This window comes from Chloroflexota bacterium, from assembly GCA_018825785.1.
GTDB lineage: Bacteria > Chloroflexota > Dehalococcoidia > JACVQG01 > JAHKAY01 > JAHKAY01.
Window position 1 is genome coordinate 49,668 of record JAHKAY010000052.1, and the last position, 23,782, is coordinate 73,449.

28 protein-coding genes and 1 tRNA gene are annotated in these 23,782 nt (G+C 59.9%); 18 read left to right on the forward strand and 11 right to left on the reverse strand.

Annotation, left to right across the window (positions count from 1 at the left end; all coding sequences use genetic code 11):
* Nucleotides 1-25 precede the first annotated feature (25 nt).
* The 4 genes from KJ624_07430 to KJ624_07445 form a co-directional block, all read right to left on the reverse strand.
* On the reverse strand, nucleotides 26-673 hold the full coding sequence (locus tag KJ624_07430; protein ID MBU2009648.1) for a hypothetical protein: 648 nt from the start codon (nucleotides 671-673) through the stop codon (nucleotides 26-28).
* 119 nt (nucleotides 674-792) lie between these two features.
* The gene (locus KJ624_07435; GenBank protein MBU2009649.1) at nucleotides 793-1,257 is read right to left on the reverse strand and encodes a MerR family transcriptional regulator; all 465 of its coding nucleotides are present in this window, start codon (nucleotides 1,255-1,257) and stop codon (nucleotides 793-795) included.
* Between the two features lie 71 nt (nucleotides 1,258-1,328).
* A complete protein-coding gene (locus tag KJ624_07440; GenBank protein MBU2009650.1) occupies nucleotides 1,329-1,736 on the reverse strand; it encodes a hypothetical protein in 408 nt (135 codons plus the stop codon).
* Nucleotides 1,737-2,093: 357 nt separating this feature from the next.
* Entirely contained in the window at nucleotides 2,094-2,798 is a 705-nt protein-coding gene (locus KJ624_07445) for a hypothetical protein (protein ID MBU2009651.1), read from the reverse strand.
* 67 nt (nucleotides 2,799-2,865) lie between these two features.
* Here KJ624_07445 and KJ624_07450 point away from each other — a divergent pair, with 67 nt between their 5' ends.
* Nucleotides 2,866-3,033: a hypothetical protein gene (locus tag KJ624_07450; protein MBU2009652.1), complete on the forward strand. Its 168-nt coding sequence runs from the start codon at nucleotides 2,866-2,868 to the stop codon at nucleotides 3,031-3,033.
* Between the two features lie 103 nt (nucleotides 3,034-3,136).
* Nucleotides 3,137-4,243 carry a trypsin-like peptidase domain-containing protein gene (locus KJ624_07455; protein ID MBU2009653.1) on the forward strand — a complete coding sequence of 369 codons (1,107 nt, stop codon included), beginning with the start codon at nucleotides 3,137-3,139 and terminating at the stop codon, nucleotides 4,241-4,243.
* Nucleotides 4,244-4,313: 70 nt separating this feature from the next.
* Here KJ624_07455 and KJ624_07460 read toward each other — a convergent pair whose 3' ends face one another.
* The 5 genes from KJ624_07460 to queA form a co-directional block, all read right to left on the reverse strand.
* On the reverse strand, nucleotides 4,314-5,333 hold the full coding sequence (locus KJ624_07460) for a hypothetical protein (protein ID MBU2009654.1): 1,020 nt from the start codon (nucleotides 5,331-5,333) through the stop codon (nucleotides 4,314-4,316).
* Nucleotides 5,333-6,259: an NAD(P)H-binding protein gene (locus tag KJ624_07465; protein MBU2009655.1), complete on the reverse strand. Its 927-nt coding sequence runs from the start codon at nucleotides 6,257-6,259 to the stop codon at nucleotides 5,333-5,335. The genes KJ624_07460 and KJ624_07465 overlap by 1 nt, the downstream gene beginning before the upstream one ends.
* A gap of 37 nt (nucleotides 6,260-6,296) precedes the next feature.
* Nucleotides 6,297-7,808: a B12-binding domain-containing radical SAM protein gene (locus tag KJ624_07470; GenBank protein ID MBU2009656.1), complete on the reverse strand. Its 1,512-nt coding sequence runs from the start codon at nucleotides 7,806-7,808 to the stop codon at nucleotides 6,297-6,299.
* A 129-nt stretch (nucleotides 7,809-7,937) separates the two neighbouring features.
* Nucleotides 7,938-9,140 (reverse strand): MEDS domain-containing protein, encoded by a 1,203-nt coding sequence (locus KJ624_07475; protein ID MBU2009657.1) that lies wholly within the window; start codon nucleotides 9,138-9,140, stop codon nucleotides 7,938-7,940.
* 682 nt (nucleotides 9,141-9,822) lie between these two features.
* A complete protein-coding gene (gene queA / locus KJ624_07480) occupies nucleotides 9,823-10,809 on the reverse strand; it encodes a tRNA preQ1(34) S-adenosylmethionine ribosyltransferase-isomerase QueA (GenBank protein ID MBU2009658.1) in 987 nt (328 codons plus the stop codon).
* A gap of 58 nt (nucleotides 10,810-10,867) precedes the next feature.
* On the opposite strand from queA, the gene ffh reads away from it, so the two are divergent.
* The 6 genes from ffh to KJ624_07510 all read left to right on the forward strand — a co-directional run bounded on the left by ffh (nucleotide 10,868) and on the right by KJ624_07510 (nucleotide 15,027).
* The gene (gene ffh / locus KJ624_07485) at nucleotides 10,868-12,184 is read left to right on the forward strand and encodes a signal recognition particle protein (GenBank protein ID MBU2009659.1); all 1,317 of its coding nucleotides are present in this window, start codon (nucleotides 10,868-10,870) and stop codon (nucleotides 12,182-12,184) included.
* A 248-nt stretch (nucleotides 12,185-12,432) separates the two neighbouring features.
* Entirely contained in the window at nucleotides 12,433-12,738 is a 306-nt protein-coding gene (locus KJ624_07490; GenBank protein ID MBU2009660.1) for a zinc-ribbon domain containing protein, read from the forward strand.
* Between the two features lie 260 nt (nucleotides 12,739-12,998).
* The gene (locus KJ624_07495) at nucleotides 12,999-13,241 is read left to right on the forward strand and encodes an RNA-binding protein (GenBank protein MBU2009661.1); all 243 of its coding nucleotides are present in this window, start codon (nucleotides 12,999-13,001) and stop codon (nucleotides 13,239-13,241) included.
* 209 nt (nucleotides 13,242-13,450) lie between these two features.
* Nucleotides 13,451-13,525, forward strand: a tRNA-Ala gene (locus tag KJ624_07500).
* Nucleotides 13,526-14,593: 1,068 nt separating this feature from the next.
* Nucleotides 14,594-14,803 (forward strand): type II toxin-antitoxin system HicB family antitoxin, encoded by a 210-nt coding sequence (locus tag KJ624_07505; GenBank protein MBU2009662.1) that lies wholly within the window; start codon nucleotides 14,594-14,596, stop codon nucleotides 14,801-14,803.
* Nucleotides 14,803-15,027, forward strand: a complete 225-nt coding sequence (locus KJ624_07510; GenBank protein MBU2009663.1) for a type II toxin-antitoxin system HicA family toxin — start codon at nucleotides 14,803-14,805, stop codon at nucleotides 15,025-15,027. The genes KJ624_07505 and KJ624_07510 overlap by 1 nt, the downstream gene beginning before the upstream one ends.
* Before the next feature lie 68 nt (nucleotides 15,028-15,095).
* Here KJ624_07510 and KJ624_07515 read toward each other — a convergent pair whose 3' ends face one another.
* Complete coding sequence (locus KJ624_07515; protein MBU2009664.1) at nucleotides 15,096-15,653, reverse strand: hypothetical protein; 558 nt, start codon at nucleotides 15,651-15,653, stop codon at nucleotides 15,096-15,098.
* A complete protein-coding gene (locus tag KJ624_07520; GenBank protein ID MBU2009665.1) occupies nucleotides 15,653-16,165 on the reverse strand; it encodes an N-acetyltransferase in 513 nt (170 codons plus the stop codon). The genes KJ624_07515 and KJ624_07520 overlap by 1 nt, the downstream gene beginning before the upstream one ends.
* 265 nt (nucleotides 16,166-16,430) lie before the next feature.
* Between KJ624_07520 and KJ624_07525 the strand changes: the two genes are divergently transcribed.
* The 10 genes from KJ624_07525 (at nucleotide 16,431) to nuoL (ending at nucleotide 23,691) form a co-directional block, all read left to right on the forward strand.
* Nucleotides 16,431-16,745: an NADH-quinone oxidoreductase subunit A gene (locus KJ624_07525; GenBank protein ID MBU2009666.1), complete on the forward strand. Its 315-nt coding sequence runs from the start codon at nucleotides 16,431-16,433 to the stop codon at nucleotides 16,743-16,745.
* Nucleotides 16,746-16,780: 35 nt separating this feature from the next.
* Complete coding sequence (locus tag KJ624_07530; GenBank protein ID MBU2009667.1) at nucleotides 16,781-17,341, forward strand: NADH-quinone oxidoreductase subunit B; 561 nt, start codon at nucleotides 16,781-16,783, stop codon at nucleotides 17,339-17,341.
* The gene (locus KJ624_07535) at nucleotides 17,248-17,778 is read left to right on the forward strand and encodes an NADH-quinone oxidoreductase subunit C (protein ID MBU2009668.1); all 531 of its coding nucleotides are present in this window, start codon (nucleotides 17,248-17,250) and stop codon (nucleotides 17,776-17,778) included. Before KJ624_07530 ends, KJ624_07535 begins: the two co-directional genes overlap by 94 nt.
* Nucleotides 17,778-18,884 carry an NADH-quinone oxidoreductase subunit D gene (locus KJ624_07540; GenBank protein ID MBU2009669.1) on the forward strand — a complete coding sequence of 369 codons (1,107 nt, stop codon included), beginning with the start codon at nucleotides 17,778-17,780 and terminating at the stop codon, nucleotides 18,882-18,884. Before KJ624_07535 ends, KJ624_07540 begins: the two co-directional genes overlap by 1 nt.
* Entirely contained in the window at nucleotides 18,885-19,946 is a 1,062-nt protein-coding gene (gene nuoH, locus KJ624_07545; GenBank protein ID MBU2009670.1) for an NADH-quinone oxidoreductase subunit NuoH, read from the forward strand. It begins immediately after the preceding gene.
* A 28-nt stretch (nucleotides 19,947-19,974) separates the two neighbouring features.
* Entirely contained in the window at nucleotides 19,975-20,430 is a 456-nt protein-coding gene (locus tag KJ624_07550; protein MBU2009671.1) for a 4Fe-4S binding protein, read from the forward strand.
* Between the two features lie 6 nt (nucleotides 20,431-20,436).
* Nucleotides 20,437-20,940, forward strand: coding sequence for an NADH-quinone oxidoreductase subunit J (locus tag KJ624_07555; GenBank protein ID MBU2009672.1), 504 nt, complete (start codon nucleotides 20,437-20,439; stop codon nucleotides 20,938-20,940).
* Nucleotides 20,941-20,945: 5 nt separating this feature from the next.
* The gene (gene nuoK / locus KJ624_07560) at nucleotides 20,946-21,251 is read left to right on the forward strand and encodes an NADH-quinone oxidoreductase subunit NuoK (GenBank protein ID MBU2009673.1); all 306 of its coding nucleotides are present in this window, start codon (nucleotides 20,946-20,948) and stop codon (nucleotides 21,249-21,251) included.
* A 301-nt stretch (nucleotides 21,252-21,552) separates the two neighbouring features.
* Entirely contained in the window at nucleotides 21,553-21,762 is a 210-nt protein-coding gene (locus tag KJ624_07565) for a hypothetical protein (protein MBU2009674.1), read from the forward strand.
* Entirely contained in the window at nucleotides 21,763-23,691 is a 1,929-nt protein-coding gene (gene nuoL / locus KJ624_07570) for an NADH-quinone oxidoreductase subunit L (protein ID MBU2009675.1), read from the forward strand.
* The last annotated feature ends 91 nt before the right edge of the window (nucleotides 23,692-23,782 follow it).

The following is a 23,782-nucleotide window of genomic DNA, read 5'->3' on the forward strand; positions in this document are numbered from 1 at the left end:
GACCAGCCCTCGCCAGGGTTACCGATTAAGAGACCGGAGCAGTAAGGTCCACGAACCAGAAGATGACGACGACAGGGATGATATTTGCTTGCTTTGAGGTAAGGGTGCCAGGAGAACTCACAGTAACGGGCGCGGGGCGACTGACCCAGCTCTTTTTCGGTTCCCACCACCCTGATATTTGAGGCTTCGTCAGGTCAATTCTTGGGTTGGCAGACGGCGGGTCATAAGTCATAACGAGCGTCGCCTCCGGGCTCACCGTCCCGTCCTTCACGGCACCGCCAATATCGTAGGCCAGGCCGACCACCACACCCTCCTTGGACTCCGGTGGCCTATAGGGGGTGATGGTTATGGACTTGCCGGGCTGCTTTTGGGCATCCAGGACTGTCGCTCCCGCCGGTAGCGTCAGCTTCGCCCGGCCGTCAGAGGAAGCTATTGCTACAGCCTCCGTAAGCTTCCCTGCGGCGTCCATCTTCCCCGATAGGTCCACCGTAACCGGCGCGGGGACTCCGGGAGTCGCGGTAGGCGTGGGTGTCGGTGTAAGCGTCGGTGTGGGTGTGGGTGTTGGGGTCGGGGTGGTGGCAGGCACAACGCAGGCCGCCAGCAGAAGAACCAGGGACAGCACGCTGAGGACGAACCAGCTGTACCGTGGCGCCAGACCCTCGCTAAACAACATCCTGTGTCTCCTCTCTCTGGTGGACCAGCCTCCGAAAAGGCACGGCAAAAATAGCAGAAACTGGGCTACCCGGTCAAGCTTTCGGCCCATGTTAATTCAATCGGCCTTAGCCAGTCACATCAAAACGTTTGTTGAGAAATCTGCAGAGCGCGCTTTGGCTGACCTGAGTTGAGCTTTCGGGTGTCCCTGTGTGTTGCCGTGGCCTCATACTGCTTTCGTTCTCGGCAGAATTCACATTTGGAGCAGGAGTCCTGGGCAGATACGAGACAATAGATTCCCTCTTCTTTCCAGCATGGTTTTGCGCACGAGACGAGCTCAGAGCGGTGCATACAGGCGGGGCAATCATCCAGTTGCCAGCAAGGGTAAACCCGGAGAAAATATCGTATTGACGGTAGGTTTAGCTCTTGCCCTAGCAGCCCTTGAACGAATCGCAATCGTTTCAGATCGTTCTCAGAATAGAATCGCTTGCCGCCTCTCCTCTGTGGTTGAACTAGACCGTGTCTTTCCCATACCCGAATTGTTTCCGGATGCACACTAAGCAGCTCTGCAACTATACCTATCGGGTAGACTGGTCGGCTCTGCATGACCTTCAAATCTCCTGCATTATCTTAATGAGGTGACTTCAAATTGTCAATTGATGTCTGTATATAGCTACCTAGGAGAGGGGGATGGTGTAGACCTCACAGTAGAGGACGTAAGCTCCCAGGTGGTCTATCTTTGCTGAGACAGAGGCTGACGTGCTGCCCGTTCCGTCCGTTGACGCCCCGCCGAAACCAGAGGCTAGGCCGACCTGCACACCTTTCTCCCTGGCGAGGGCGGGCTTCATGGGCCCGTTCTCGCCGAGATAGGCCAGGTAGACCAGACTCGTGTCAATGTCCTGGTAGGCAAAAGGATAATTGGCCCGGGGGTCATAGCTGATGGTGAGGGGTGCCGGTGGGTCCACGGTTGCCCCCGCTGGGCCGAACTCATAGGCCTCCCCCACCCAGGCCGCATCTGTCCGCAGGGGCAGCCTTCGGACTGTCATGGAGATGTCTGCTACGGGCTGGCCCTGGGCATCTAGCACCTTAGTCCCCCTGGGCAGTTCAAGGACTGCGAGGCCGTCCCCAGAGATCACCTGGACACCCTCTGTAAGGGCACCCGTTGCATCCTGCCTGCCTGATAATGACACACTGAGCCCTGGGCGCGGTGCGAGAGCCGACGTCTCAGTTGGGGCGGGCGTGGATGGCCCGGCTAATCTCGGCAAGGCCTGCGACAAGCCGTAGGCTAGCAACGCCACTGTTGCGACCACCAGCACCGCCATACGGGCCAGCAAGATGTATTCGCCCCTGCGGTCTAGGGACCGAATAAAGTGGCCGTGGCTGGACTTTCCCATTCTTCTCTCTTCTGCCTGGGGGCACCTAGCCCCCGGGGTAAGGTGACCTTATGAACCACAGTAGAGGACGAAGGTCACAAGACGGCTTATTCTTGCTGCAGCGGAGGCAGCCTGGCGGCTCACGGTGGCCAGGGCGGGCCTGATGGGCCCGTTGTCGCCCAGGTAAGACAGGTAGACCTGTCTGGTATCTACTATGCTCGCCCCGAAGCTATCCGTAACCTGGAAGGGATAATAAGCCCGGGGGTCGTAACGGATGGCAAGGGGGGCCGGTGGTTCCACGGTTGCCCCCGCTGGGCCGAACTCATAGGCCAGCCCCACCCAGGCCCCATCTGTCCGCAGGGGCAACCTTCTGGCGGCCACGGTGATGGAAGACAGGGGCTGGCGTTGAGCATCCATCACCTTTGTCCCTCTGACCAGGCTGAGAACAGCCAGGCCATCCGGGGAGATGACCTGGACATCTTCGCTAAGACTCCCCTCTTTACCCAGCGGGAGAGGGTAGACTCTGGGAGCGGGCGTCGGCGTGGGAGTGGGGATGTCTAGCAGTGGCAGTGGGAAGGTAGCAGGCGTCTCGGCTGGAGCGGCCACTGGAGCGGACGTGGTGGCTGGCGTTGCACCTTCCGGCAAGACCCGCGGCAGGGCAAATGTCAGCAACATGCCTATTATTACAACCAGCACCGACATGGACGCCAGGGATACATATTTGCTCCCGCGAGGGGGGCGGTCCTCAAAGCTGTCCTGCTCAAGCTTTCCCATTTCTAGACAAATTATAGCCATTCTAGGAAACTTGTTCAACTTGACAACTTGAAGTAGGGGTGGAACAATGGAGGCTGGTTGTTCGCGCTGGAGAGGCGGAGATGGCCACTTTTTCCTTCTGCCCAGGCCCTCCTCCGGGGCTATTGAGGAGGCTGGCACTTTTAGCAGGCTGAACCAGCAGGTGTTGGAGCGGGTCCGCCAGAAGTGCCATCACCTGCGGGGGGTGGGGAACTAACTGGTCGCCCAGCGCTTGGCCGTGTCCTGCCCCTTTGGCCGCGCCGCTGTCTCGACATGGCAGGCCGTCAAGACGCAGTCACATATTTCATAAGGAGGGTGCGATGGCAAGATATTTGGTGTTGCTGATGCTGGTTGTCATGCTGGGCGCATGTGCGGTGCCAACGGCTGCTCCCTCTGCGCCGGCAACGCCTTCTTTGGCAACTCCCCCACCTTCAACGCCGGGCCCGGCGGCCCCTTTGCCAGTAACGGCCTCGCCTCCACCGCCGGCCAACTCCTCTCTCGTCTCCCTGCCCTCGCTGGCTGGCGTCGTAAACCAGGTGAAGCCGGCGGTGGTAGCCATCCTCACCGAAGTCCAGCAGGCAGAGGGGGCTGGCTCGGGCTTCATCTTCCGCCCCGATGGCTACATCCTTACCAACAACCATGTGGTGGAGGGTGCAACACAGATAACGGTGGCCCTGCCCCCCGGCTCGCGCTTTCCCCGCGGCACCACCCTCCCCGGCAAGGTGCTGGGGCAGGACCCCCTCACCGATACCGCTGTGGTCAAGGTTGAAGCCTCTGACCTGACCACGCTTCCCATGGCCAGGGCGCCGCTCCAGGTGGGGGATTGGGTCATCGCCGTGGGCAATGCCCTGGCCCTGGAAGGCGGCCCCACGGTCACCCTGGGCATTGTCAGCGCCCTGGGAAGGAGTGTGGATGAGGAAACCGGTGTAACCCTCTATGACCTCATCCAGACCGACGCTGCCATTAATCCCGGCAACTCAGGAGGCCCGCTGCTGAACCTCTCCGGGGAGGTGGTGGGCATGAATACTCTCGTTGCCGGTGGGGCCCAGGGCATCGGTTTTGCTGTGTCTGTGAATACTGTCCTCTCGGTGGTGGATGAGCTCATCCGCTTGGGGAAGGTGAACTGGCCCTGGATTGGGGTGACGGTGGGTTCAGTGACCCCAGCGGTGGCCAGCCAGCTCGGGCTGGCGGTGCAGGAGGGGGTGCTCATCCGAGAGGTTTCCCAGGGGTCCCCGGCGGAGCGGGTTGGGCTGAAGCAGAACGATGTGATAGTCCGCCTGGGGGGGGTGGATACCCCTGATTATCTAATCTTCTTACAGGAGCTGAGGCGGCGCCGGGCAGGGGACCAAGTGGAGTTGGCCATCCGCCGGGGAAACGACTCCCTCTCGGTGACGATTACTCTCGCGGAGAGGCCCCCCAACCCCTGAGGGCAGCCACTCGCCCGACTTCTCCCCAGAGGCCCGTGGGATGTCCTCGTGGGCACCCTTTGACCAGGCCCTATGAGGAACCGCGCTGGTAGGTTCCGGCAAAATAGGGGCGGAGCGACGCCGCTACCTCTTCGGGAAGGTCATCCACCACGCTCACCCCGAAGAACCGTTCCAAAGGGCCGGTGTCATTGGTGTAGATTCCTCTGGGGTAGGGGCGGGAGATGAGCCTGAACTGCACCGGAAAGTAGGGCAGGGGCTCCCCCACTGCTGAGCTGAAGGACGCCAGGTTGAAGCTGCCCACCCCTATGGCCTGGTAGCCCCGCAGGACCGCTGACAGGGCCTGGCAGAAGTGCTCTGTTTCCCTTCCCTCAAGCCCGGAGAGGGGGCAGGGCCTCTTGAAGACAAAGAGCACCTCGCGGGAGCCCCGGGGGGCAAAGCTGGTCATGACGGCCACGACTTCGTTTTCCCCGATGAAGCGCTCCTTCTCCTGCCGCTCCCGTTCCACCAGCGCCTCCCAGTAGCTTGTCCCCCCCCGGAAATGTGCCTGGCTCCGTTTGAGAAGTTCCCTGAACCGGGGCAGGGGCTCCCTCTCCAGCCAGAGCTGGCTGTGGGGGTGAACGATGCTCCCTGCCGAGGGGGGCATGTAGTTCATTACATAGACCGGGTAGCGGGCGGAAGGGTCAATGGCAGAGAGCCAGAGGAAATAGTCCTGGGCCGCCAGCAGGTTGTCAATGAGCAGCCCGGGACTGAAGGCGTCCAGGGGGAGCCAGTGAGAGCGGCCCATAACCGAGACGGCTCCGTGGGAGGCGAAGGGATGAAGGTTCGGGAAGGTCACCGTCTCCCCCCTGCAAAGCCTGCCCCCGGGCAGGATGTCCTCCGGGAAGGTGGGGGTAGCCCCTTTTAGTCTCTCGGGGCAAAAGGGGCACCCCTGCTGGGAGGCGAGGGCCAGGCCCTCGGGGTCGCCGGCGCCCTGCCCCTGGCGGGGCCGCCCGGCCCGCTGGGGGTTAATGCGGGTCTGCCACCCGGTAAGGGGGTCATAGCGGAACTCCACAGAGTTTCCCGCTGGCTTTTCTTTGCGGAAGCGGACCACTATGCACCCCTCCTGTAGTGCCGGCTCAGCTCCGAGGCGTATCTCGTCCCAAGAGTGGCGGCGTTTTCTTCCAGCCACTGGCTGAAGCGGGTGTGTCCCAGAGGGGAGGCGCTGGAGATGAGGAGGTCCGACATCAGTCCCAGGATTTCGTCCCGGGTAAGCACCACATCCTTCACCAGGTAGCCCACTAGCCTGGCCAGGGGAAGGGCCAGCCCCGGGGGAACATGAAGTAGCCTGGCTTTGCTGTGGACTTTCTTGGCGATGAGGCGGACCAGTCCGGCAAAGGTATAAACCTCGGGGCCTGCGGCGTCCAGGACCAGGTTTTCCTCCTGCTGTCCGGCCCGGACCGCCATCTCGGCCACATCTTCCACATAGACTGGCTGGAGCCGGTAGCCCCCACTCCCGGGAATGGCAAAGAAGGGGAACCTTCTGAGGAGCCAGGCGATGTTGTTGACCAGGATGTCCTCCACCCCGAAGATGACGGTGGGGCGGAGGATGGCGTAGGAGAGCTTTGAACGGGCAATAATCTTCTCCACCTGCGCCTTGCCCCTGAAATAGGGGAGGGGTGAGTCCTCGGAGGGGTTGGTGATGCTGATATGGACCAGCCTTCGGACGCCGGCTTCCTCCGCCGCCCTGACGAGGGTCTTTGTGTTCTCCACGGCCCTATCAAAGCTGACTTCCCCCCGGGGAAAGCGGACCCAGTAGGTATTATAGAGGGTGGTCGCCCCCAGCAGGGTCTCCCGGAGTTCCCGTGGCTCATCGAAATTGAGGGGGAAGGCCTTAACCTGGTCGCCGAAAGGGCTTTCCCTGTGGGGGTGCCCGGTGATGGTTATGACCTTTTTCCCCATAGAGAGGAGCCGGCGGGCTATATATTTGCCGGTGTAGCCATAGGCCCCCGTGACCACGACAAGCTCCCCGTCTAGCATAGCCGAGCTATGGCTTTAGCGAAAGGTTGGCGAGACTCTAGAGGGGGTCAATTTGACGGGGCACTGCCACCCGGGTCCTGTTGTAAGCGTCCACCATCTTGCGGAAATGGAAACCGTAGCCCGCCAGGACCATGGATACCCCCAGAAAATAGGGATGCCTGAACAAGGTGGAAAAGAGGAGCTTCCAGAAATACCTCCTCCCCGGCTGTCTTATCCCCAGAGTCCATACAAGCTTGATGAAGGCGGGAAGGGTATAGGAAGGGAATCTGACCTTCTTCTGCCTGGGCCTGTATTCCCTCAGGAAGGCCTTTATCCGCTCATAGTATTGTTTGGGCGAATAGATAGTGTTGATGACCTGGCGATAGCCATTGAGTAGCGTCTCGGCCTTCATCTTTGGAACGAAGTTTGTGGTGGTGATGTCCCCCGTTATCTCCTCCACCAGGCGGTTCTCTTTCTTGAGGCGCTGGTACAGCTTGGTGCCCCGGGGGGCGTTCAGCAAACCCACCATCGCTGCTACAATCCCGCTTTTCTGGATAAAACTTATCTGCTTTTCAAAAATGGAGGGGGGGTCATTATCAAAGCCGACTATAAAGCCTCCATAGACCTGCATGCCGTAGTTCTGAATCTTCTTGACCGAGGCCAGCAGGTCCAGGTTACGGTTATGTTGCTTGCCGCATTCCACCAGGCTGTCATCATTCGGGGTCTCGATGCCTATAAACACCGTGTTAAACCCCACCTCCGCCATCAGGCGCATGAGCTCCTCATCGTTGGCCAGGTTTATAGATACCTGGGTAGAGAAGGTAAAGGGATTTCCTTTCTCCTCCATCCATCCTTTCATAGCGGGCAGGATTTCTGCCCTTACCTTCCGCTTGTTGCCTATGAAGTTATCGTCCACCACAAACATCCCGCCCCGCCAGCCCTGCCGGTATATTGCGTCAAGCTCCGCCAGCAGCTGGTCCTTGTCTTTGGTCCGGGGCCTGTGCCCGTTGAGGACGACGATATCGCAGAACTCACAGTCAAAGGGGCAGCCCCGGGAATACTGGACGCTCATGAGGGCGTAGTGCTTCATATCCACCAGCTCCCACAGGGGGACAGGGGTCCTGGCAATGTCCGGCCACTCGCTACTTGTATAAGTAGGTCTGGCATTGCCCATTTCCAGGTCCTTCAAGAAGGCCGGCAGGATGGCTTCGGCCTCGCCGAGCACAAAGTGGTCCACGCCCTTAAACTGGTCATGCCCGGTGGTGAACAGAGGGCCTCCGGCCACAACCTTGACCTTCAGCCGGTTGCACCTGCGGATGACATCCTGCACCGACTCTTTCTGTATGGACATGGCGCTGATAAGGACATAGTCGGCCCAGCGGATGTCCTCGTCCTTCAGGGCCTTGACATTCATATCCACGAGCCTTTTCGGCCACTCGTGGGGGAGCATGGCGGCCACCGTAAGCAGGCCCAGGGGCGGGTAGGCCGCCTTCTTAGAGATAAACCCCAGGGCATGTCTGAAGCTCCAGAAGGTATCCGGATACCGGGGATAGACCAGCAGTACTTTCAAATTCTCTCCTTGGCTTAAGCTGTCTCCAATTTCGCTCAGTATAGCACTTGATTGTCTGGTGGTAAATGGTCTGTCCCTTTGCTGGCAGCGACTTTTTCACCAAGAACTACGGTAGGTGAAGAGTTACCTTCAGCTCCCGTGCTCTAGCCTGAATCCTTTCTCAGTGAAAACCTTCAGGCAAGCATCTGCCACCCGGGGGTCATAAAGGATGCCCCTATGCCGCGAGATTTCCTCTAATGCCTTGTCCATACCGAGAGCCGGTCTGAAGGGGCGGTGGGAACACATGGCCTCAACCACGTCGGCCACACCCAAGACCCTCGCCTCCAGAATGATGTCTTCGCCAGAAAGACCTGCAGGATAGCCAGACCCGTCTAACCTCTCGTGGTGCTGGAGTATTGCCTGGGCAACCGGCCAGGGGAATTCTATTCCTTTCACTATGTCGTATCCCGCCTCGGAGTGAGCCCTGATTAGGGACATTTCTACGCCGGCCAGCGCCCCGGGCTTGTTTAGAATCTCGGCTGGTACATACATCTTGCCAATGTCATGAAGAGTCCCAGCCACACGGATTCCATCTATCTGCACCTCGGGGAGGCCCATCTGCCCGGCTATAGCACAGGCCAGCAGGGTCACACGCTGCTGATGGCCTGCTGTGTAAGGGTCCCTCTTTTCAGCTACTGATGCCAGGGCACTGACCATTCCCTCCAATATTGTCCCCAACTTCCCATTCTGCATCTCATGCCAGCTTCGTTTGAGTGCTTCTTCCGTCGCCCGCTTATGCCCGAGATTTTCAATGACCTCCCACTTACCTTGCCGCTTGATAAGAGTCCCTTGATGGTTGCTGGACGCATCGATTATCTGGTATGCCAAACATTTATCGAGAGAATGCGAACAAATGACAACAATCCGATGTTTGCCAATAATATTGTCTAGTGTTGCTTCATAGTCAGCGAATGCTCTCCAATCCTCTTCTTCAAGCCAAGAGGTGTCCCCGGCCACGCGAACCCCAGTAAATCCTCTTTCTACAGCTTGTCTCTCTTTCTTGAACCAATCCTGCAGCGTCTCATCTTGGTCGAATTTCCTTGAGTTGGTGTAACACTCTCTGGCGTCGACTATCTCTATTTGGCCCCCCTTGACATATTCGTCCAGATTCATCACTGCCTTTGCTAGTGCTGCCTTTGCGGCCGCAACTCCAAGGAACTCTGAAGTAGCCCAAATGCAGAGCTGTCCCCTTTTTAACCCTTCTTCCCAGTAAGGTATCAAAATATCAAGCAGGTCTTCTTGTATCTTGTAGAATAGGCACAGGTGCGTGCCCCAGGAGACATTGCCTACCACCCCAACCCCCATCTTCCTCAGACCTCCTTCCTCAGCCTTCCACCAATTCGGCCTCTTGAAGGCACTGCCCCCCCGCCTCCGCAGTATTTGTGAAGCAATTTACGCACACTGGGAGGCATTTGTCAAGTTCTGCTAGAGTTCGGTCCCAATGGTCCGCCCCAGCGGGACCACAAGACTGGCCCAATTGGGCCATGACGGGGCAACGCCTCGGTAGTGGGCAGCTCAAGGCCTTAGAGGTCGGAGCCTCTGGGTCATGAAGGGGGCAGGCATGAGCGCCTGGGTCAGGGAGAAGAGCTGGAAGTCCTATGAACCTTCCCTCTTTTGGGGGATAGGCGTGAGAACAAGACCTCTCACATAATAGAGCTGTTGACCGCAGTCAGGTCTTGGCGTGGAGGGGGAATATGTGGCCACTGAAAGGGGTTCTCACCGAAGAGCAAGAGGCAGACGGGTTCAAGGCCTTTGAGGACGAGGAGTTTGTCTACATTAGAAGAGGGTTCGGAGAGGTTTGCCTCACTCTTAGCTCCCAGGCAACAAGGGAATCCATTAGAGAAGCGGTAGAGAGGCTCCGACGCGGGCCCCCCCCCAGCGCCTGACTTGTTCTGAGTATCTATGCCTCCCCATCCAAAGACTCACTAATGCTTCTCTAGTAACATAACTACTTTCTTTGTCCACTGCGTCCGTCTTACAAGATGACCATACAGTCGCCGAAGCTGTAGAAGCGGTAGCGGAGCTGGATGGCCTCTTCGTAGGCCCTCTTCAGCAGGGCTTCTCCGCAGAAGGCGTTTACCAAGAGCAAATGCGTGGAGCGGGGGAGGTGGAAGTTGGTCACCAGGGCGGAGATGGCCCCGAAAACATGGCCGGGAGATATGAAAAGCCGTGTCCGGCCCTGGAAGGGGCCTATGGCCTCGGGGGTGGAGGCCTGCTCCAGCAGGCGGGTGGTGGTGGTGCCTACGGCGATAATCCTCCTCCCCTCTTTGCGGGCACGGGTGAGGGCCTGGGCGGCGTGGGGGGGGATTTCACCGTATTCCTGGGGGAGGTTTTCCCCTTCCCCGGCGGGGCGGAAGGAGCCCGGGCCGATGTGGAGGGTGACGGAGACTGTCTCTATCCCCTTCGCCTTTATTTTTTCCAGGAGCTCCGGGGTGAAGTGGAGGCCGGCGGTGGGGGCGGCCAGGCCCCCCGGTTTCCGGGCGAAGACCGTCTGGTAGCGCTCGGGGTCCTGGAGCGGGGTGTGGATGTAGGGGGGAAGGGGTACCTGCCCCGCCTCCAGGACCGCTGCCCCCGGGGGGAACCTCAGCCAACGGGTGCCATCGGGCTCCCTGCCCGCTACCTCGGCCTCCATACCCCCGAAGATAGCCCTGGCCCCCACCGGCAGGCGCTTCCCCGGTCTCACCATGGCCCGCCACAGGCCGTCCCCTTCCTCCTTCAGCAGCAGGGCTTCTACCCGGCCCCCGGTCTCTTTCTTGTGGCCCAGGAGGCGGGCGGGGAGGACCCGGGTATCGTTGAGCACCAGGACATCCCCCCCCCGGAGGTAGCCAGGCAGGTCATAGAAATAGCGGTGCTCTATCTGGCCGGTATCCCGGAAGAGGACCATCAGGCGGGAGTGGTCCCGGGGCTGGGCCGGGGTCTGGGCGATGAGCTCTCTGGGGAGAGAAAAATCAACGAAGGCCATTTTGGACTATTCTAATGGGGCCTCTTGCCGGTGGCAACATTAGGGTAAAATAGAGGGGATGTTTGAGGTCCTTTCGGAAAGGCTGGGAGAGGTCTTCCGCCGGCTGGCGGGGAAGGGCAAGCTCTCGGAGAAGGACATCGAGGAGGGCCTGCGCCAGGTGCGTCTGGCCCTTCTGGAGGCCGATGTCAACCTGAAGGTGGTCAAGGAGTTCACCGCCCGGGTGAGGGAGAGGTGTCTGAAAGCTGAGGTGCTGGAGCACCTATCCCCGGCCCAGCAGGTGGTGAAGATAGTCTATGAGGAGCTGGTGGGCCTGCTGGGGGAGAGGGCCCCCCTGAGCCCCGCCCCCCACCCGCCGTCGGTCCTGATGCTGGTGGGGCTTCAGGGCTCGGGCAAGACCACCACCGCCGCCAAGCTGGCCCTCCATCTCCGGCGGCAGGGGCAACGCTCTTTGCTGGTGCCCCTGGACCCCCGCCGTCCCGCCGCCCGGGAACAGCTCATGGTGCTGGGCCGCCAGCTCAATGTCCCTGTCCTGGAGGACCAGGCCCCCCTGGAGGCCCTGGCGGGGCTGGCGCTTGAGAGGGCCGGGGGGCTGGGGGTGGGCTGGGTCATCGCCGATACGGCGGGGAGGCTCCACATCGACCAGGAGCTGATGGGGGAGCTGAGGGAGATAAGGGACAGGCTCCGCCCTTCTGAGGTGCTCCTGGTGGTGGATGCCATGACGGGGCAGGACGGGGTGAGGGTGGCCGAGGAGTTCCACCGGGAGGTGGGGCTGACGGGGGTCATCCTCACCAAGATGGACGGGGATGCCCGGGGAGGGGTGGCCCTCTCCGTGCGTTCGGTAACCGGCGTGCCCATCAAGTTCCTGGGGACGGGGGAGAAGACCGAGGCCCTGGAGCTCTTCTACCCCGACCGCCTGGCCTCCCGCATACTGGGGATGGGGGACGTCCTCACCCTTATTGAGAAGGCCCAGGATGCCTGGGACGAGAAGAAGCTCCAGGAGGTGGAGAAGAAGCTCAAGAAGGGGGAGCTGGACCTGGGGGACCTGGTGGAGCAACTGGAGCAGCTCCAGAAGATGGGGCCCGTCTCGCAGATTCTGGGGATGGTCCCCGGCCTGGGGGCCCTGGCCTCCCGCCTGCCACAGGGCCAAGAGGACAAACTCAAGAGGATGAAGGCAATCATCCAGTCCATGACCCCCCAGGAGAGGCGGACCCCCGAGATGATAGACGGCAGCCGGAGGCGGCGGATAGCCCGGGGGAGCGGCACCACCCCCCAGGAGGTGAACCAGCTCCTGAACCAGTTCCGCCAGATGCAGAAGCTGGTCCGGCAGATGGGCCGGGGAAAGGGACTTCTGTCCATGTTTAAAGGGGGCCCCTAGCGCTCGCAAGATTACATCGTGTTACAGGACGTGTTTGAACATGACGCTATCTTGTGCACCGCCCTCCACTCTAATGGGCATTGGGCGGAATGTCTTGCTCTTCCTTATGGTTTGACAAACCTCCAATTCCATGGTACGCTAGGAACACCGGTAGTGGTTTGCAAGTCCGAAGCTGCGGAAGTTCTCACAAACTGCCCAGGCCATGGATGACCAAACTGGAACCGAGTCTTATAGAAAGGAGGTCATCCATGAGCTTCGAGGACAAGACATTGAACTGCGTGGAGTGTAGCAAGGGGTTCACCTTCAGCGCTGAGGACCAGGAGTTCTTCCAATCCAAAGGCTACACCAATGAGCCCAAGCGCTGCCCAGCCTGTCGCCAGGCCAAGAAGGCCGAGCGTGGCGATAGCGGGTCCAGTTACGGGCCACGCCGCGAGATGTTCCCCGCAAAATGTGCCCAGTGCGGCAAAGACACCCAGGTGCCGTTTGAGCCGCGAAACGGGCGACCAGTGTACTGCAGCAACTGCTACACCAAAGTCCGTGCCACAAATCGCTAAGGAACGGTAACACGAAGAGAGAGGGTGGCATTGACGCCCTCTCTCTTTCGTTGGCGAGCTTCCTCAGATGTGTGCCGCCAGGAGACGGACGCGGTTCTCTGCACAGAGGAAGGGGAGTTGATGGTCAAGGGAACGGAAGGCCAGGCTTTGGCTGGGGGACAAGCTTGGTAGGAGAAGGCCGGGGAATGTGCCATTCAGGGCGTAGTTGAAGGCAGCAGCACGAATGCTATCATGCCAGGCAAGATGAAAGGGGTACCAATGTGGACATTTACGTGGGCAACTTGTCGCGCGATGTAACTGAAGGTGAATTGAAGCAGGAATTCATGGCTTTTGGGAAAGTCACATCTGTAAGAGTTGTGAAAGACAGGCGTAGCGGGCAATCCAAGGGATTTGCGTTTGTCCAAATGCCGTCCCAGGCTGAAGGCCAGGCCGCAATTGCTGGCCTCAAAGGAAAAACACTGAGGGACCGGACGCTTGATGTTACTGAGTCTCACCCTCGCTAGCACAGGAGCGGCAGCGGGACGTATGGTGGCACGGGGGTGAGCCGCCTGGTGCCGGGAGAGCTGTTGCCAGGGGCGGGGGAGGGTGGTAGAATTGGGTCAGCTAGAAAGGGGGGTGAAGAGGATGTGTACCACCTGCGCAGCTCACAACGCAAAGAAGATAGAGAAGAAACCGGTCAAGAAATAGAAAGCTCGATAGAAGGTCCCGGGGCGGGGCTGTAGCTCAGTGGGGAGAGCGCCTCCTTTGCACGGAGGATGGTCATAGGTTAGACTCCCCCTCGGCTCCACTTAGCTTCAAAACGAACCACCTAAAGTATCAATAGGTAGAAACCCGGCACTCTTTAGTCCACAGAAATTGAAAATCGGGCGCTATCATTCACATCTGAAGGTCAGGAATATTCAAAAAGGAGAGGTATTCTAACCGGATTCTCACTAAAACCTAACTTGACTAACTTATACTTTTGGTATCATTGTATCGATTACAGGATTTCACGGGTGCTCTGGCGAAAAGGAGGTTTTATGGAGTACCTGAGTAAACATGGCAAATGGTTATCTACTTTTCTTCTGGTGACAATAACTGACCTCAGAATGCTCCAATTCTCCTATAATCGTGATGGGGAAACCCCCTAGAAGACAAAGGAGGGTGCCATGGCTGGTGGTAAACGGGGGATAGCAGGAAAGGGAACAGACCTTCGCGAGCGCAAAGCCGAGGGCCAACGATTGACGCGGAGGGCACTCCTCAAGCGCCTGGGCCTAGGCACTGCGGCGGCAGTGGGGCTCACGTACGTCCAACCGTCGCTAGGTTCCATTGGCGTGTCAAAGGCATTCGCCCAAGGCAGGTACGGACCGACTCCCACGCCCACGCCCACTCCCACACCCGGTCAGCCGTATATCACTCCGACCTCTGGCGGGCCTGGTTCGCCGTTCACCATCTACGACCCGGGCGGGCGAATTATGCCGTATGACATTGTTGTGTTCTATCCCGCAGGAACAGACCCTGCGTTGGGCAACCTCGCAGCCAATGTAGCCGTTAGTGCAGATGGTAAGACCCTCACGGGTTACGTTGCACCAGCTGCCCTGATTGCGACACCGCATTACGTGGCCGTTCGCCCGAGCCTGACGGACCCTTCGCGCTTCAACGACCTTGCGTTCTTGGTCACAGCGTAGCGTAACAACTTACCAGTACTCCAGACGGTGAAGCGGCTAGAAGTGCCGCCGTCAAGGGTGAGGCATGGGTGGTTGCGCAGGTTGAGGTGTGCGTTACAGGCTGAAGAGGGGTTTGAAGGTTCTGGCTGTTAACACCTCACGTGCTGAATTCTGGTATAATGTAATCAGGTTTCTATCGAGGAGATATTATGAAGTTTGCCGTCACTCTGGAAAAAGACGAAGACGGCTTCATTGTTGCCAGCTGCCCGGCTTTGCCCGGATGCCACTCCCAGGGTAAAACCAGGGAAGAAGCAATCGCCAACATTGAAGAGGCGATACGGGGTTACATCGCCAGCAAGCGCAAGCACGGCGAACCGTTGCCGATAACCGAGGTCAAAGAGGTTGAGGTTGCCGTTTAGTGCCCCGCCTGCCAGTAATCTCTGGAGACGAATTCGCCAAAGCCGTAAGCAAGACTGGATATGCTTGGGACCACACCGAAGGTAGCCACATGATTTTACTCCATCCTTCGGGGCGGCGGCTTTCCGTACCCCGACATGCCGAACTGGGACGAGGGTTGTTACTGGCTTTAATCAGGGATGCCGGACTGAGCCGGCAAGAATTCATCAAGTTGCTGCGAGAGTAAGCTTAAACACAACCTTAAAAGTTCTACCTGTTGATACCTCAGCTCCATAATATGTTCAGTCTCCGGACTCATTTCAGCTTGCCCGCCTGCTCCAGTGATTCCATTACTTCTGCGTTAAGCCTGGGGTCTTCACCCTTGAAGAAGGACGGCGAGGGATAACCAAGTTCGAGTTTGACAACCTTCGCATCCTGGGAGCTAAGTGGCAACATAATTGTGACGCCGTTGAACGACATGGATGAAAGCGGAGTCCAGAAGGCACCCCAGTAGATGAGTTTCCTGTCCACGCAGACCACAAACGATTTGCCCCTCACCGGGACTTCCAGCTTGGAAATACGCTCATAGGCACTTGTAGTGAGCGTTATCTCGTGTGTTTTGGCATTATACGTGATGATATCACTCATGGCGATAATGGGCTGTTCCGCAATGTCAACATGGCTTAAGGCTGGCATCTGGGCAGGAGATACATCTCCTTTGGTCAGATAAATGGCAAACCCCTCACCTTTTGTGGTGGTACAGCCACCTAACATAAGAATAGTGCCGACCATAATAAGCGCAGTTAGTCTTGCGGCGATACGGCAAAATAGCCTTTTAATTGGTCCTTCCTCCTCTATTCCGAAAGCCGGCATTACACAGCTTCCTTGAACTCGGGCTGAAAGCGCACTGTGCCCCGTCTTCCTGCTAAGGCATGTCCCCGAAGTACCAAGACCATCCATGCTTCGTTGGGCACTTCAAATTCACATTCAAGACCCTTCGTTTTCGCCCGAACGAATCCGAAGCGGGGGTAATAGTCCGGATGACCAACCAGGACTACTATTTCGTGTCCGAGATGTCGGCATTCCTCAAGTCCAGCTCCAACTAATTGCGAGCCGATTCCTTTGCGCTGATAAGCTGGGAGGACTACCAGTGGGGCAAGGGTTATTGCCTCGAAACTTGAACGTCCTGTTTCTACTATTACAGGACTAAACGCAATATGCCCCACAATCTCACTGTCCTGTACAGCGACAAGGGAGATAGTCAAGACACCACGATTCCGAAGCTTGTCAACAAGCTTCGCTTCATTTTCTCGCCCGAACACCTGTTTATTGACGTGGTGAATAGCACTTATATCCTCAGGTGCTTCCGGACGAATTGCTGGCATATGGACCCTCCTGGCATCGTGTATTTGCCATTCTAACATGAGGCGAGATTGAAAGCCACCCTGAAAGTTCTACCTATTGATGCCTCAGCCCCACCGGCATTATGCCCGCTGAGCCGTATCTCCGAGACATTTGGTGGCTTTTTCCGCTACTCAAGGGTTGACGGGGGATGTATAATGGTCTGGTTTTTTGGGAGGGAAGGCTTTGGGCTTCTGGGAGAGCTTTGGCTCTATAGGGTTGTTCCTGGTCCTGGCTATTCTCCTGGCCATGGCTATGATACTTCTTCCCTGGTTCCTGACAAGAATCCGTTTTATCCCCCGCCGGCCCAACCCGGCCAAGTATTTGCCCTATGAGTGTGGGATGGACACTATTGGCAAGACCTGGGTCCAGTTCAACTTTCGCTACTACTTCTTTGCCCTCCTTTTTGTCCTCTTTGACATTGAGGTGGTCTTCCTCTATCCCTGGGCGGTGGCCTATCAGAAGCTCGGCCTCTTTGCCCTGGCGGAGATGGTGGTCTTTATCGGCATCCTGATGGTGGGCTACGTATATGCCTGGAGGAAGGGGGCCCTGGAGTGGAAATAGCCCGTTTGGGTGGCGTCCCCGAAAATTTCCTGGAGATGGACAGGGTGGAGGGGCAGGGGGTAATGGCCCTACGGGAAGGGGCCCGGGCCTCTATCCCCGACCCTGCCGGGTGGCTGGAAGAGGAGGTCCCCCGAGGGCTTCTGGTGACATCCCTGGGGGCCCTTGTGGGCTGGGGGCGGAAGTCCTCGGTCTGGCCCGTCGCCTTTGGCCTGGCCTGCTGTGCCATGGAGATGATTGCCACTGCGGCCTCCCGCTTTGACATCGCCCGCTTCGGAATGGAGTTCTTCCGGGCCTCCCCACGCCAGGCGGACCTGATGATTGTGTCGGGGACGGTCACATGGAAGATGGCCCCCCAGCTCAAGAGGATATACGACCAGATGTCCGAGCCCAAGTGGGTGGTGGCTATGGGCCAGTGCGCTGCCTCGGGCGGCCCCTTTGCCGAGTCCTACTTTGTGGTGCCGGGGGTGAACCGCCTGGTCCCGGTGGATGTCTATGTCCCCGGATGTCCTCCCCGGCCCGAGGCCCTGCTCTACGGCCTGATGAAGCTCCACGAGAAGATTGCCCGGGAGAACCTGGCCCTGAGGAGGGAGCCTTGACCCGCCACCTTTCCGGGGCGGAGGTGGCTGCAGAGGTCCAGTCGGCCCTGCCGGGGGTGGGGGTGAAGGGGGAGGGAGGGACCCTCTGGGTGGAGGCCCGGGACCTGTTGCCCGTGGCCCGCTACCTCAAGGATGAAGCCTCCCTGGCCATGGACTGCCTGGCGAACTTCACCGCCGTGGACTATCTGGACCACTTTGAGGTGGTCTATCATCTCCTTTCCCTCCAGCACAACCACAGCCTGGTCCTGAAGGTGAGGCTGGAGGGGAGGGAGGGGCTGGGGGTGCCCTCGGTGACCCCCCTGTGGAAGGGGGCCGACCTTCAGGAGCGGGAGGTCTATGACCTCCTGGGCATCGCCTTCTCCGGCCACCCCAACCTGAAGCGCATTCTGACCTGGGAGGGCTTCCCCGGCCACGCCCTGAGGAAGGACTTCGTCTGATGGCTCTGCGGACGGAGCCTATTGTTCTCAATATTGGGCCCCAACACCCCTCCACCCACGGGGTCTTCCGTATGCGAGTCACCTTTGATGGCGAGGTCATTGTGGGCCTGGACCCCGTCTTCGGCTATCTCCACCGGGGGTTTGATAAGCTGGCCGAGTCCCGCACCTATACCCAGTTCATCCCCCTCACCGACCGGCTGGACTACCTGGCCTCTATGTCCAACAACTTCGCCTATTGCCTGGCGGTGGAGAGGCTGGCCGGGATTGAGGTGCCGGAGAGGGCGGAGTACATCCGGGTGATAATGGCTGAGGCCATGCGCATCTCCAGCCACCTCATGGCCGTCGGGTTCTTCCTCAACGACTGCGGGGCCTCTGTGTATACTCCCCTCATCTACATGTACCGGGAGCGGGAGAAGCTCCTGGACCTCTTTGATATGGTCTCGGGCCAGCGCCTCACCTACAACTACATGCGCATTGGGGGGGTGAGTCATGACCTGCCACCAGAGTTCCTCCCCGCCCTGAGGAAGTTCGTCCAGGAGATGCCTGCCTTTATTGATGAGTATGACCAGCTCCTGGCGGAAAACGAGGTTCTGCTGGCCCGGACCAAGGGGGTGGGCATCCTGCCGCGGGAGCTGGCCATCAATGCCTCGGCCTCGGGGCCGGTGCTGAGGGCCAGTGGGGTAGAGTGGGACCTGAGGAAGAAGGACCCCTACTCTATCTATGCCCGCTTTGCCTTTGACATCCCCACGGCAGAGACGGGCGATTCCTATGACCGTTACTGGGTCAGGATGCAGGAGATGCGCCAGAGCGTGCGCATCCTGGAGCAGGCCCTGGCTCAGCTACCAGAGGGGCCGGTGAGGGCCGAGGTGCCCCACCTGGTCCGTCCGCCCAGGGGGGAGGTCTACAGCCGCATTGAGGCCCCCAAGGGGGAGCTGGGCTTCTATATTGTCTCCGACGGCTCGGTGGCCCCCTACCGCCTCCATGTCCGGGGCCCAAGCTTCATCAACCTCACTGCCCTGAGGGAGATGTGCCTGGGCTGGAAGCTGGCCGATGCTATTGCCATCTTGGGCTCTCTTGACATCGTCATGGGCGAGGTGGACCGCTAGGTGGACTGGCTTCACTGGATAGCCTTTGCCCTGCTCATCGTGGTCTTTGTCTTTGGGATGGTGATGGTCTTCATCTGGCTGGAGAGGCGGGGGGTGGGCCGTCTCCAGATGAGGCCGGGCCCCAACCGGGCCGGCCCCTTCGGCCTCCTCCAGCCCGTCGCCGACGCTATCAAGATACTGCTCAAGGAGGATATCGTCCCGGAGAGAGGGGACCGGCTCCTCCATACCCTGGCCCCGATAGTCGCCTTTGCGCCTGCCCTGATGGTCTTCGCCGTGGTCCCCTTCTGGAGGGGGGAGGGGGCCGGGCTGGTGCCCGACATGAACATCGGGCTGGTCTACCTGGTGGCCATCAGCTCCATAAGCATTGTGGGGGTGTTCATGGCGGGCTGGGCCTCCAACAACAAGTACTCTCTGATAGGGGCCATGAGGATGATGGCTCAGATGGTGAGCTATGAGGTCCCCCTCGTCCTGGCATTGGTGGGGGTGGCCCTGGCAGCGGGCTCCCTTTCCCTGGTGAACATTGTGGAGGCCCAGGGCCTGCCCTTCATCCTCGTTCAGCCCCTCGGTTTCCTGGTCTATTTCCTGGCCGCCATGGCTGAGGCCAACCGCGGCCCCTTTGACCTGATGGAGGCGGATTCGGAGCTTGTGGCGGGCTTTCATACGGAGTACTCCGGGATGAAGTTCGCCATGTTCTACCTGGGGGAGTATGCCCATACCCTGGGGGTCGCGGCAATCGGGGCCACCCTCTTTCTGGGGGGATGGGCCGGCCCCGTGCTCCCTCCCATCCTCTGGCTGGTGATAAAGGTGCTTGTTCTCTTCCTTGTCATCATGTGGGTCCGGGCGACACTGCCCCGGCTGAGGGTGGACCAGCTTATGGCCTTCGCCTGGAAGTTCCTCCTCCCCCTCGCCCTGGTGAACATCTTCCTGGTCGCTGTGGAGATGAGCACCAAGTCCCTGAGCACGCTCTGGGTGATGATGGTGGTCAACACTGTGGCTGGGGTGCTGCTGGTCTATCTCTTGTCCCGCCTGTGGCGGCTGGGAGGGGGAAAAGTTGCGGTCTGAGAGAACGGGGCTGGGGATTCTGAAGGGCATGGCCCTTGTCATAAGACATGCCTTCCGCCCCATCATCACCACCCAGTACCCTGAAGAGAGGCTGGTCCCCTCCAAGCGCATCCGGGCCCCTCAACTGGTCTGGGAGGAGGAGCGCTGCACTGTCTGTGCTACCTGCGCCAAGGCCTGTCCCCAGGGGAACATCACTATCGTCAGCGAGTCCCTTCCCGGTAACAAATACGGCATGAAACACCTGGAGATAGACCACGGGCGGTGCATGTTCTGCGGCCTCTGTGTGGAGGCCTGCCCCTTTGACGCCATACATCTGGGGCGGGACTACGAGCAGGCCACCTACCGCCGCAGCCAGCTGGTCCTGACCAGGGACGAGGTGAGATTGTCGGAGAAGAGGAAAGCCAGCGGCTACTTCCGCCCCCGCTTTGAGGCGGAGATGCCTCCCCAGACCCTCCTGGTCTACGGGGAGAAGAAGGGGAAATAGGTGGCCCTGACCATCAGCTTCTTTGTCCTGGGGGCAGCGGTGCTCCTCTCCGCCCTGGCGGTGGTCCTCCTCAGGAATGTCTTCCGGGCGGGCCTGTCCCTGCTATTGTGCTTTTTCGGCGTGGCTGGCATCTACATCACCCTGGGGGCGGACTTCCTGGCAGGGGTCCAGGTGCTGATATATGTGGGGGCCATAGGCATCCTCCTGCTCCTGGCCCTGATGCTCACCCGCGAGGCCGCGCGGGGGAGTCCGGAGGGACGGCTGGTGGTCCCGGCGGCGGTTCTGGGGGGGCTGGTTCTGGTGGTGCTGGGCTTTGCCGTCTGGCGCACCCCCTGGAAGGTGGTGGCCCCTGCCCTGGCAGACCTGCCCTCCCCCCAGCCCACCACCGAGGCCCTGGGTTTGGGGCTCTTCAGCCTGGAGGGGGGCTTTGTCCTGCCCTTTGAGATAGCCTCGGTCCTACTCCTGGCGGCCATCATCGGGGCCATCGTCCTGGTCATGGAGAGGAAATAATGGCGGTGGGCCTGGGGCATTATCTTCTTCTGTCCTCGGCCCTCTTTGCCATCGGCCTCTACGGGGCCCTGGCCAAGAGGAATGCGGTGGTGGTCCTGATGTGCATTGAGCTAATGCTCAACGCCGCGAACATCGCCCTGGTGGCCTTTTCCCGCTTCCTTGTGGGAGCGGCCCTGACCGGGCAAATGTTTGCCATCTTCGTCATGACGGTGGCGGCGGCGGAGGTGGCGGTGGGGCTTGCTTTGATTATCTCCCTCTACCGGGCCCGGGGGACGGTGGACTTGGGAAAGATTGACCTGCTGAAATGGTAGAGATAGGTTTGACCCTCACCCCCTGGCCCCCTCTCCCTTACAAAGGGGGAGGGGGAAGAAGTAGGGGCTGGGGGACACCCCCAGACCGCTGCCAGGTGGGCGGACCTCTCAGGACACCCCGGGGAAGGAGTTGACATACCACTGCTTGCTTGCGGAAATCAGCGAAACGAGATTCTTCGCTACGCTCAGAATGACAGACCTACTTGTCACCCTGAGCGGAGCGAAGGGTCTCTGCTCCCCCCGCATGACGGGAAGTCCTGCAACTAAGCACGGGAACATAGATGAGGGCAGGAGGGGCTAGATGACAGGGGCATCCTCGGGCATGTGGGTGGAGGTGAAGCGGGTGAAGGGGCGCGCTCTGGCCGAGATGTGGAAGGAGCTCTTTGAGGCCGAGGGCATCCCCACCCGCATCCTCTCCGAGGGCCTGGAGGAGGGGGAGACCTCTACATACCGGGTCCTGGTCCCCAGGTTCCGGGAGCACGTGGTGGAAGAGGTCCTGAGGAAGATATAGATGCCCCACCTCTTTATCTGGCTTATCTTCCTCCTGCCCATCTTTGCTTTCCTGGTGAACGCCCTCCTCATCCGCCCCTTCTTCTCCCGGCACCACCGGGCGGCGGGCTATGTAACCATCGCGGCCATCGCCGGCTCCCTCCTCCTGGGCCTGTGGCTCCTGAGGAGCATTATGGGGGCGCCCGACCACAAGATTGACCTGGAGCCCGTGACGTGGCTGATAATGGGCGACCGCGAAATCACCATAGGGCTCCTGCTGGACTCCCTCACGGCGGTGATGGTGGTGGTGGTGGCCCTGGTGAGCTTGATGGTCCAGGTCTATTCCCAGGGCTACATGGCGGTGAAAAAGGATGACCACGATTTCAGCTCCAGGGGCTATATCCGCTATTTTGCCTTCATGGCCCTGTTCACCGGCTCCATGCTGGGGCTGGTCATGGCCAAGAGCTTCCTCTTCCTCTACCTCTTCTGGGAGGGGGTGGGGGTGTGCTCGTATTTCCTCATCGGCTTCTGGTTCCACCGCCCCTCCGCGGCCCGGGCGGCGTTAAAGGCCTTCCTGGTCACCCGCATCGGGGACCTGGGCTTTCTGCTGGCGATAATCTTCTTCTACCTCAAGACGGGGACCTTTGATATAGAGGAGCTCCACGCTCTGGCGGTGGCGGGGACGTTGGGTGGGGCGGTCCTCACCTGGGGTGCCCTGGGCATCCTGGCCGGAGCGGCGGGGAAATCGGCCCAGTTCCCCCTTCACGTCTGGCTCCCAGATGCCATGGAGGGCCCCACCCCGGTTTCGGCCCTCATCCATGCCGCCACGATGGTGGCAGCGGGGGCCTTTCTGGTGGCCCGCAGCTTCCCCCTCTTTGAGCCCTCCCCCCAGGCCCTGACGGCGGTGGCCGTCATCGGGGGCTTCACCGCCATCTTCGCCGCCACCATGGGTCTGGTGATGAACGATATCAAGAGGGTCATCGCCTATTCCACCATCAGCCAGCTGGGCTACATGATGCTGGGGCTGGGGACGGGGGGGGTGGCGGTGGGCATCTTCCATCTCTTTAACCACGCCTTCTTCAAGGCCCTCCTCTTCCTGGGAGCGGGGAGCGTCAACCACGCCTCGGGCACCTTTGACATCCGGGAGATGGGGGGGTTGAGGAAATATATGCCCTGGACCTTCGCCACCTTCCTGCTGGCCGCCCTCTCCCTGGCCGGCATCTGGCCCCTATCCGGCTTCTGGAGCAAGGACGAGGTGCTGCTCTCGGCCCTGGAGCACCGGCCCCTTGTCTTCTACCTCGCCCTGGCCACTGTGCCCCTGACGGCCTTCTACATCTTCCGGGTGCTGTTTATGACCTTTGGCGGGGAATACCGGGGCCACCACAGAGAGCACCTCCACGAGTCCCCAGCGGTGATGCTCGTGCCCATGGCGGTCCTGGCATTGGCGGCAGTCTTTTCCGGGGTTGTGGGGATACCAGGGGCTATCCAGGCCTTCCTGGGCCACGGGGAAGAGAAGGGCTTCCTGGAGGGACTGTTCGGCATTTTGAGGGAGCCCCTGCCCTGGCTCTCCCTGGCCCTCTCCGGCCTGGGCATCTTCACCGCCTACAGCATGTATTCTGCCCGCTGGCTTTCCCCGGAGAGGGTTGGCAGGGCCTTCCGGCCCCTTTATGTTCTCTTCTCCCGGAAGTATTACTTTGACGAACTCTATGAGAAACTCCTTTTGGGGCGGGGTCTCCTGGGGGGGCTTTTCCGGGGGCTGGAGGTGGTGGACCGGCGGGGGGTGGACGGTGCGGTAGGGGTGCCACCCGAGACAGCGCCAGATCAGCTCCGCGCATCCGGCGGTGGTCTTCCCGTGCGCTTGGTTTCCGGCCCTGAACAGCCTCCGCTTCGCGGCGCTGGTGAGGTAGGCGTGCTGGCCTGGCAGCCAGTCCATGTGATCGAGCGGGGATGATTCCGCCCACTCGACGACTGGACCGAGGATCTTCACGTTGCATCCCCGACCTCCTCCAGCACGATCCGCCGGATCTCCTTCCGGATCTGAA

Excerpts from the sequence above, each read along its gene's own strand:
- KJ624_07535 (MBU2009668.1), top strand. The coding sequence starts at position 17,248 with ATGTCCTCCCCGGCCCGAGGCCCTGCTCTACGGCCTGATGAAGCTCCA.
- KJ624_07550 (MBU2009671.1), top strand. The coding sequence starts at position 19,975 with ATGGCCCTTGTCATAAGACATGCCTTCCGCCCCATCATCACCACCCAG.
- KJ624_07505 (MBU2009662.1), top strand. The coding sequence starts at position 14,594 with ATGAAGTTTGCCGTCACTCTGGAAAAAGACGAAGACGGCTTCATTGTT.
- KJ624_07530 (MBU2009667.1), top strand. The coding sequence starts at position 16,781 with ATGGACAGGGTGGAGGGGCAGGGGGTAATGGCCCTACGGGAAGGGGCC.
- KJ624_07565 (MBU2009674.1), top strand. The coding sequence starts at position 21,553 with ATGACAGGGGCATCCTCGGGCATGTGGGTGGAGGTGAAGCGGGTGAAG.
- KJ624_07525 (MBU2009666.1), top strand. The coding sequence starts at position 16,431 with ATGGCTATGATACTTCTTCCCTGGTTCCTGACAAGAATCCGTTTTATC.
- KJ624_07435 (MBU2009649.1), bottom strand. The coding sequence starts at position 1,257 with ATGCAGAGCCGACCAGTCTACCCGATAGGTATAGTTGCAGAGCTGCTT.
- nuoL (MBU2009675.1), top strand. The coding sequence starts at position 21,763 with ATGCCCCACCTCTTTATCTGGCTTATCTTCCTCCTGCCCATCTTTGCT.
- KJ624_07455 (MBU2009653.1), top strand. The coding sequence starts at position 3,137 with ATGGCAAGATATTTGGTGTTGCTGATGCTGGTTGTCATGCTGGGCGCA.
- KJ624_07540 (MBU2009669.1), top strand. The coding sequence starts at position 17,778 with ATGGCTCTGCGGACGGAGCCTATTGTTCTCAATATTGGGCCCCAACAC.
- KJ624_07445 (MBU2009651.1), bottom strand. The coding sequence starts at position 2,798 with ATGGGAAAGCTTGAGCAGGACAGCTTTGAGGACCGCCCCCCTCGCGGG.
- KJ624_07465 (MBU2009655.1), bottom strand. The coding sequence starts at position 6,259 with ATGCTAGACGGGGAGCTTGTCGTGGTCACGGGGGCCTATGGCTACACC.
- KJ624_07430 (MBU2009648.1), bottom strand. The coding sequence starts at position 673 with ATGTTGTTTAGCGAGGGTCTGGCGCCACGGTACAGCTGGTTCGTCCTC.
- KJ624_07515 (MBU2009664.1), bottom strand. The coding sequence starts at position 15,653 with ATGCCGGCTTTCGGAATAGAGGAGGAAGGACCAATTAAAAGGCTATTT.
- queA (MBU2009658.1), bottom strand. The coding sequence starts at position 10,809 with ATGGCCTTCGTTGATTTTTCTCTCCCCAGAGAGCTCATCGCCCAGACC.
- ffh (MBU2009659.1), top strand. The coding sequence starts at position 10,868 with ATGTTTGAGGTCCTTTCGGAAAGGCTGGGAGAGGTCTTCCGCCGGCTG.
- KJ624_07450 (MBU2009652.1), top strand. The coding sequence starts at position 2,866 with ATGGAGGCTGGTTGTTCGCGCTGGAGAGGCGGAGATGGCCACTTTTTC.
- KJ624_07520 (MBU2009665.1), bottom strand. The coding sequence starts at position 16,165 with ATGCCAGCAATTCGTCCGGAAGCACCTGAGGATATAAGTGCTATTCAC.
- KJ624_07490 (MBU2009660.1), top strand. The coding sequence starts at position 12,433 with ATGAGCTTCGAGGACAAGACATTGAACTGCGTGGAGTGTAGCAAGGGG.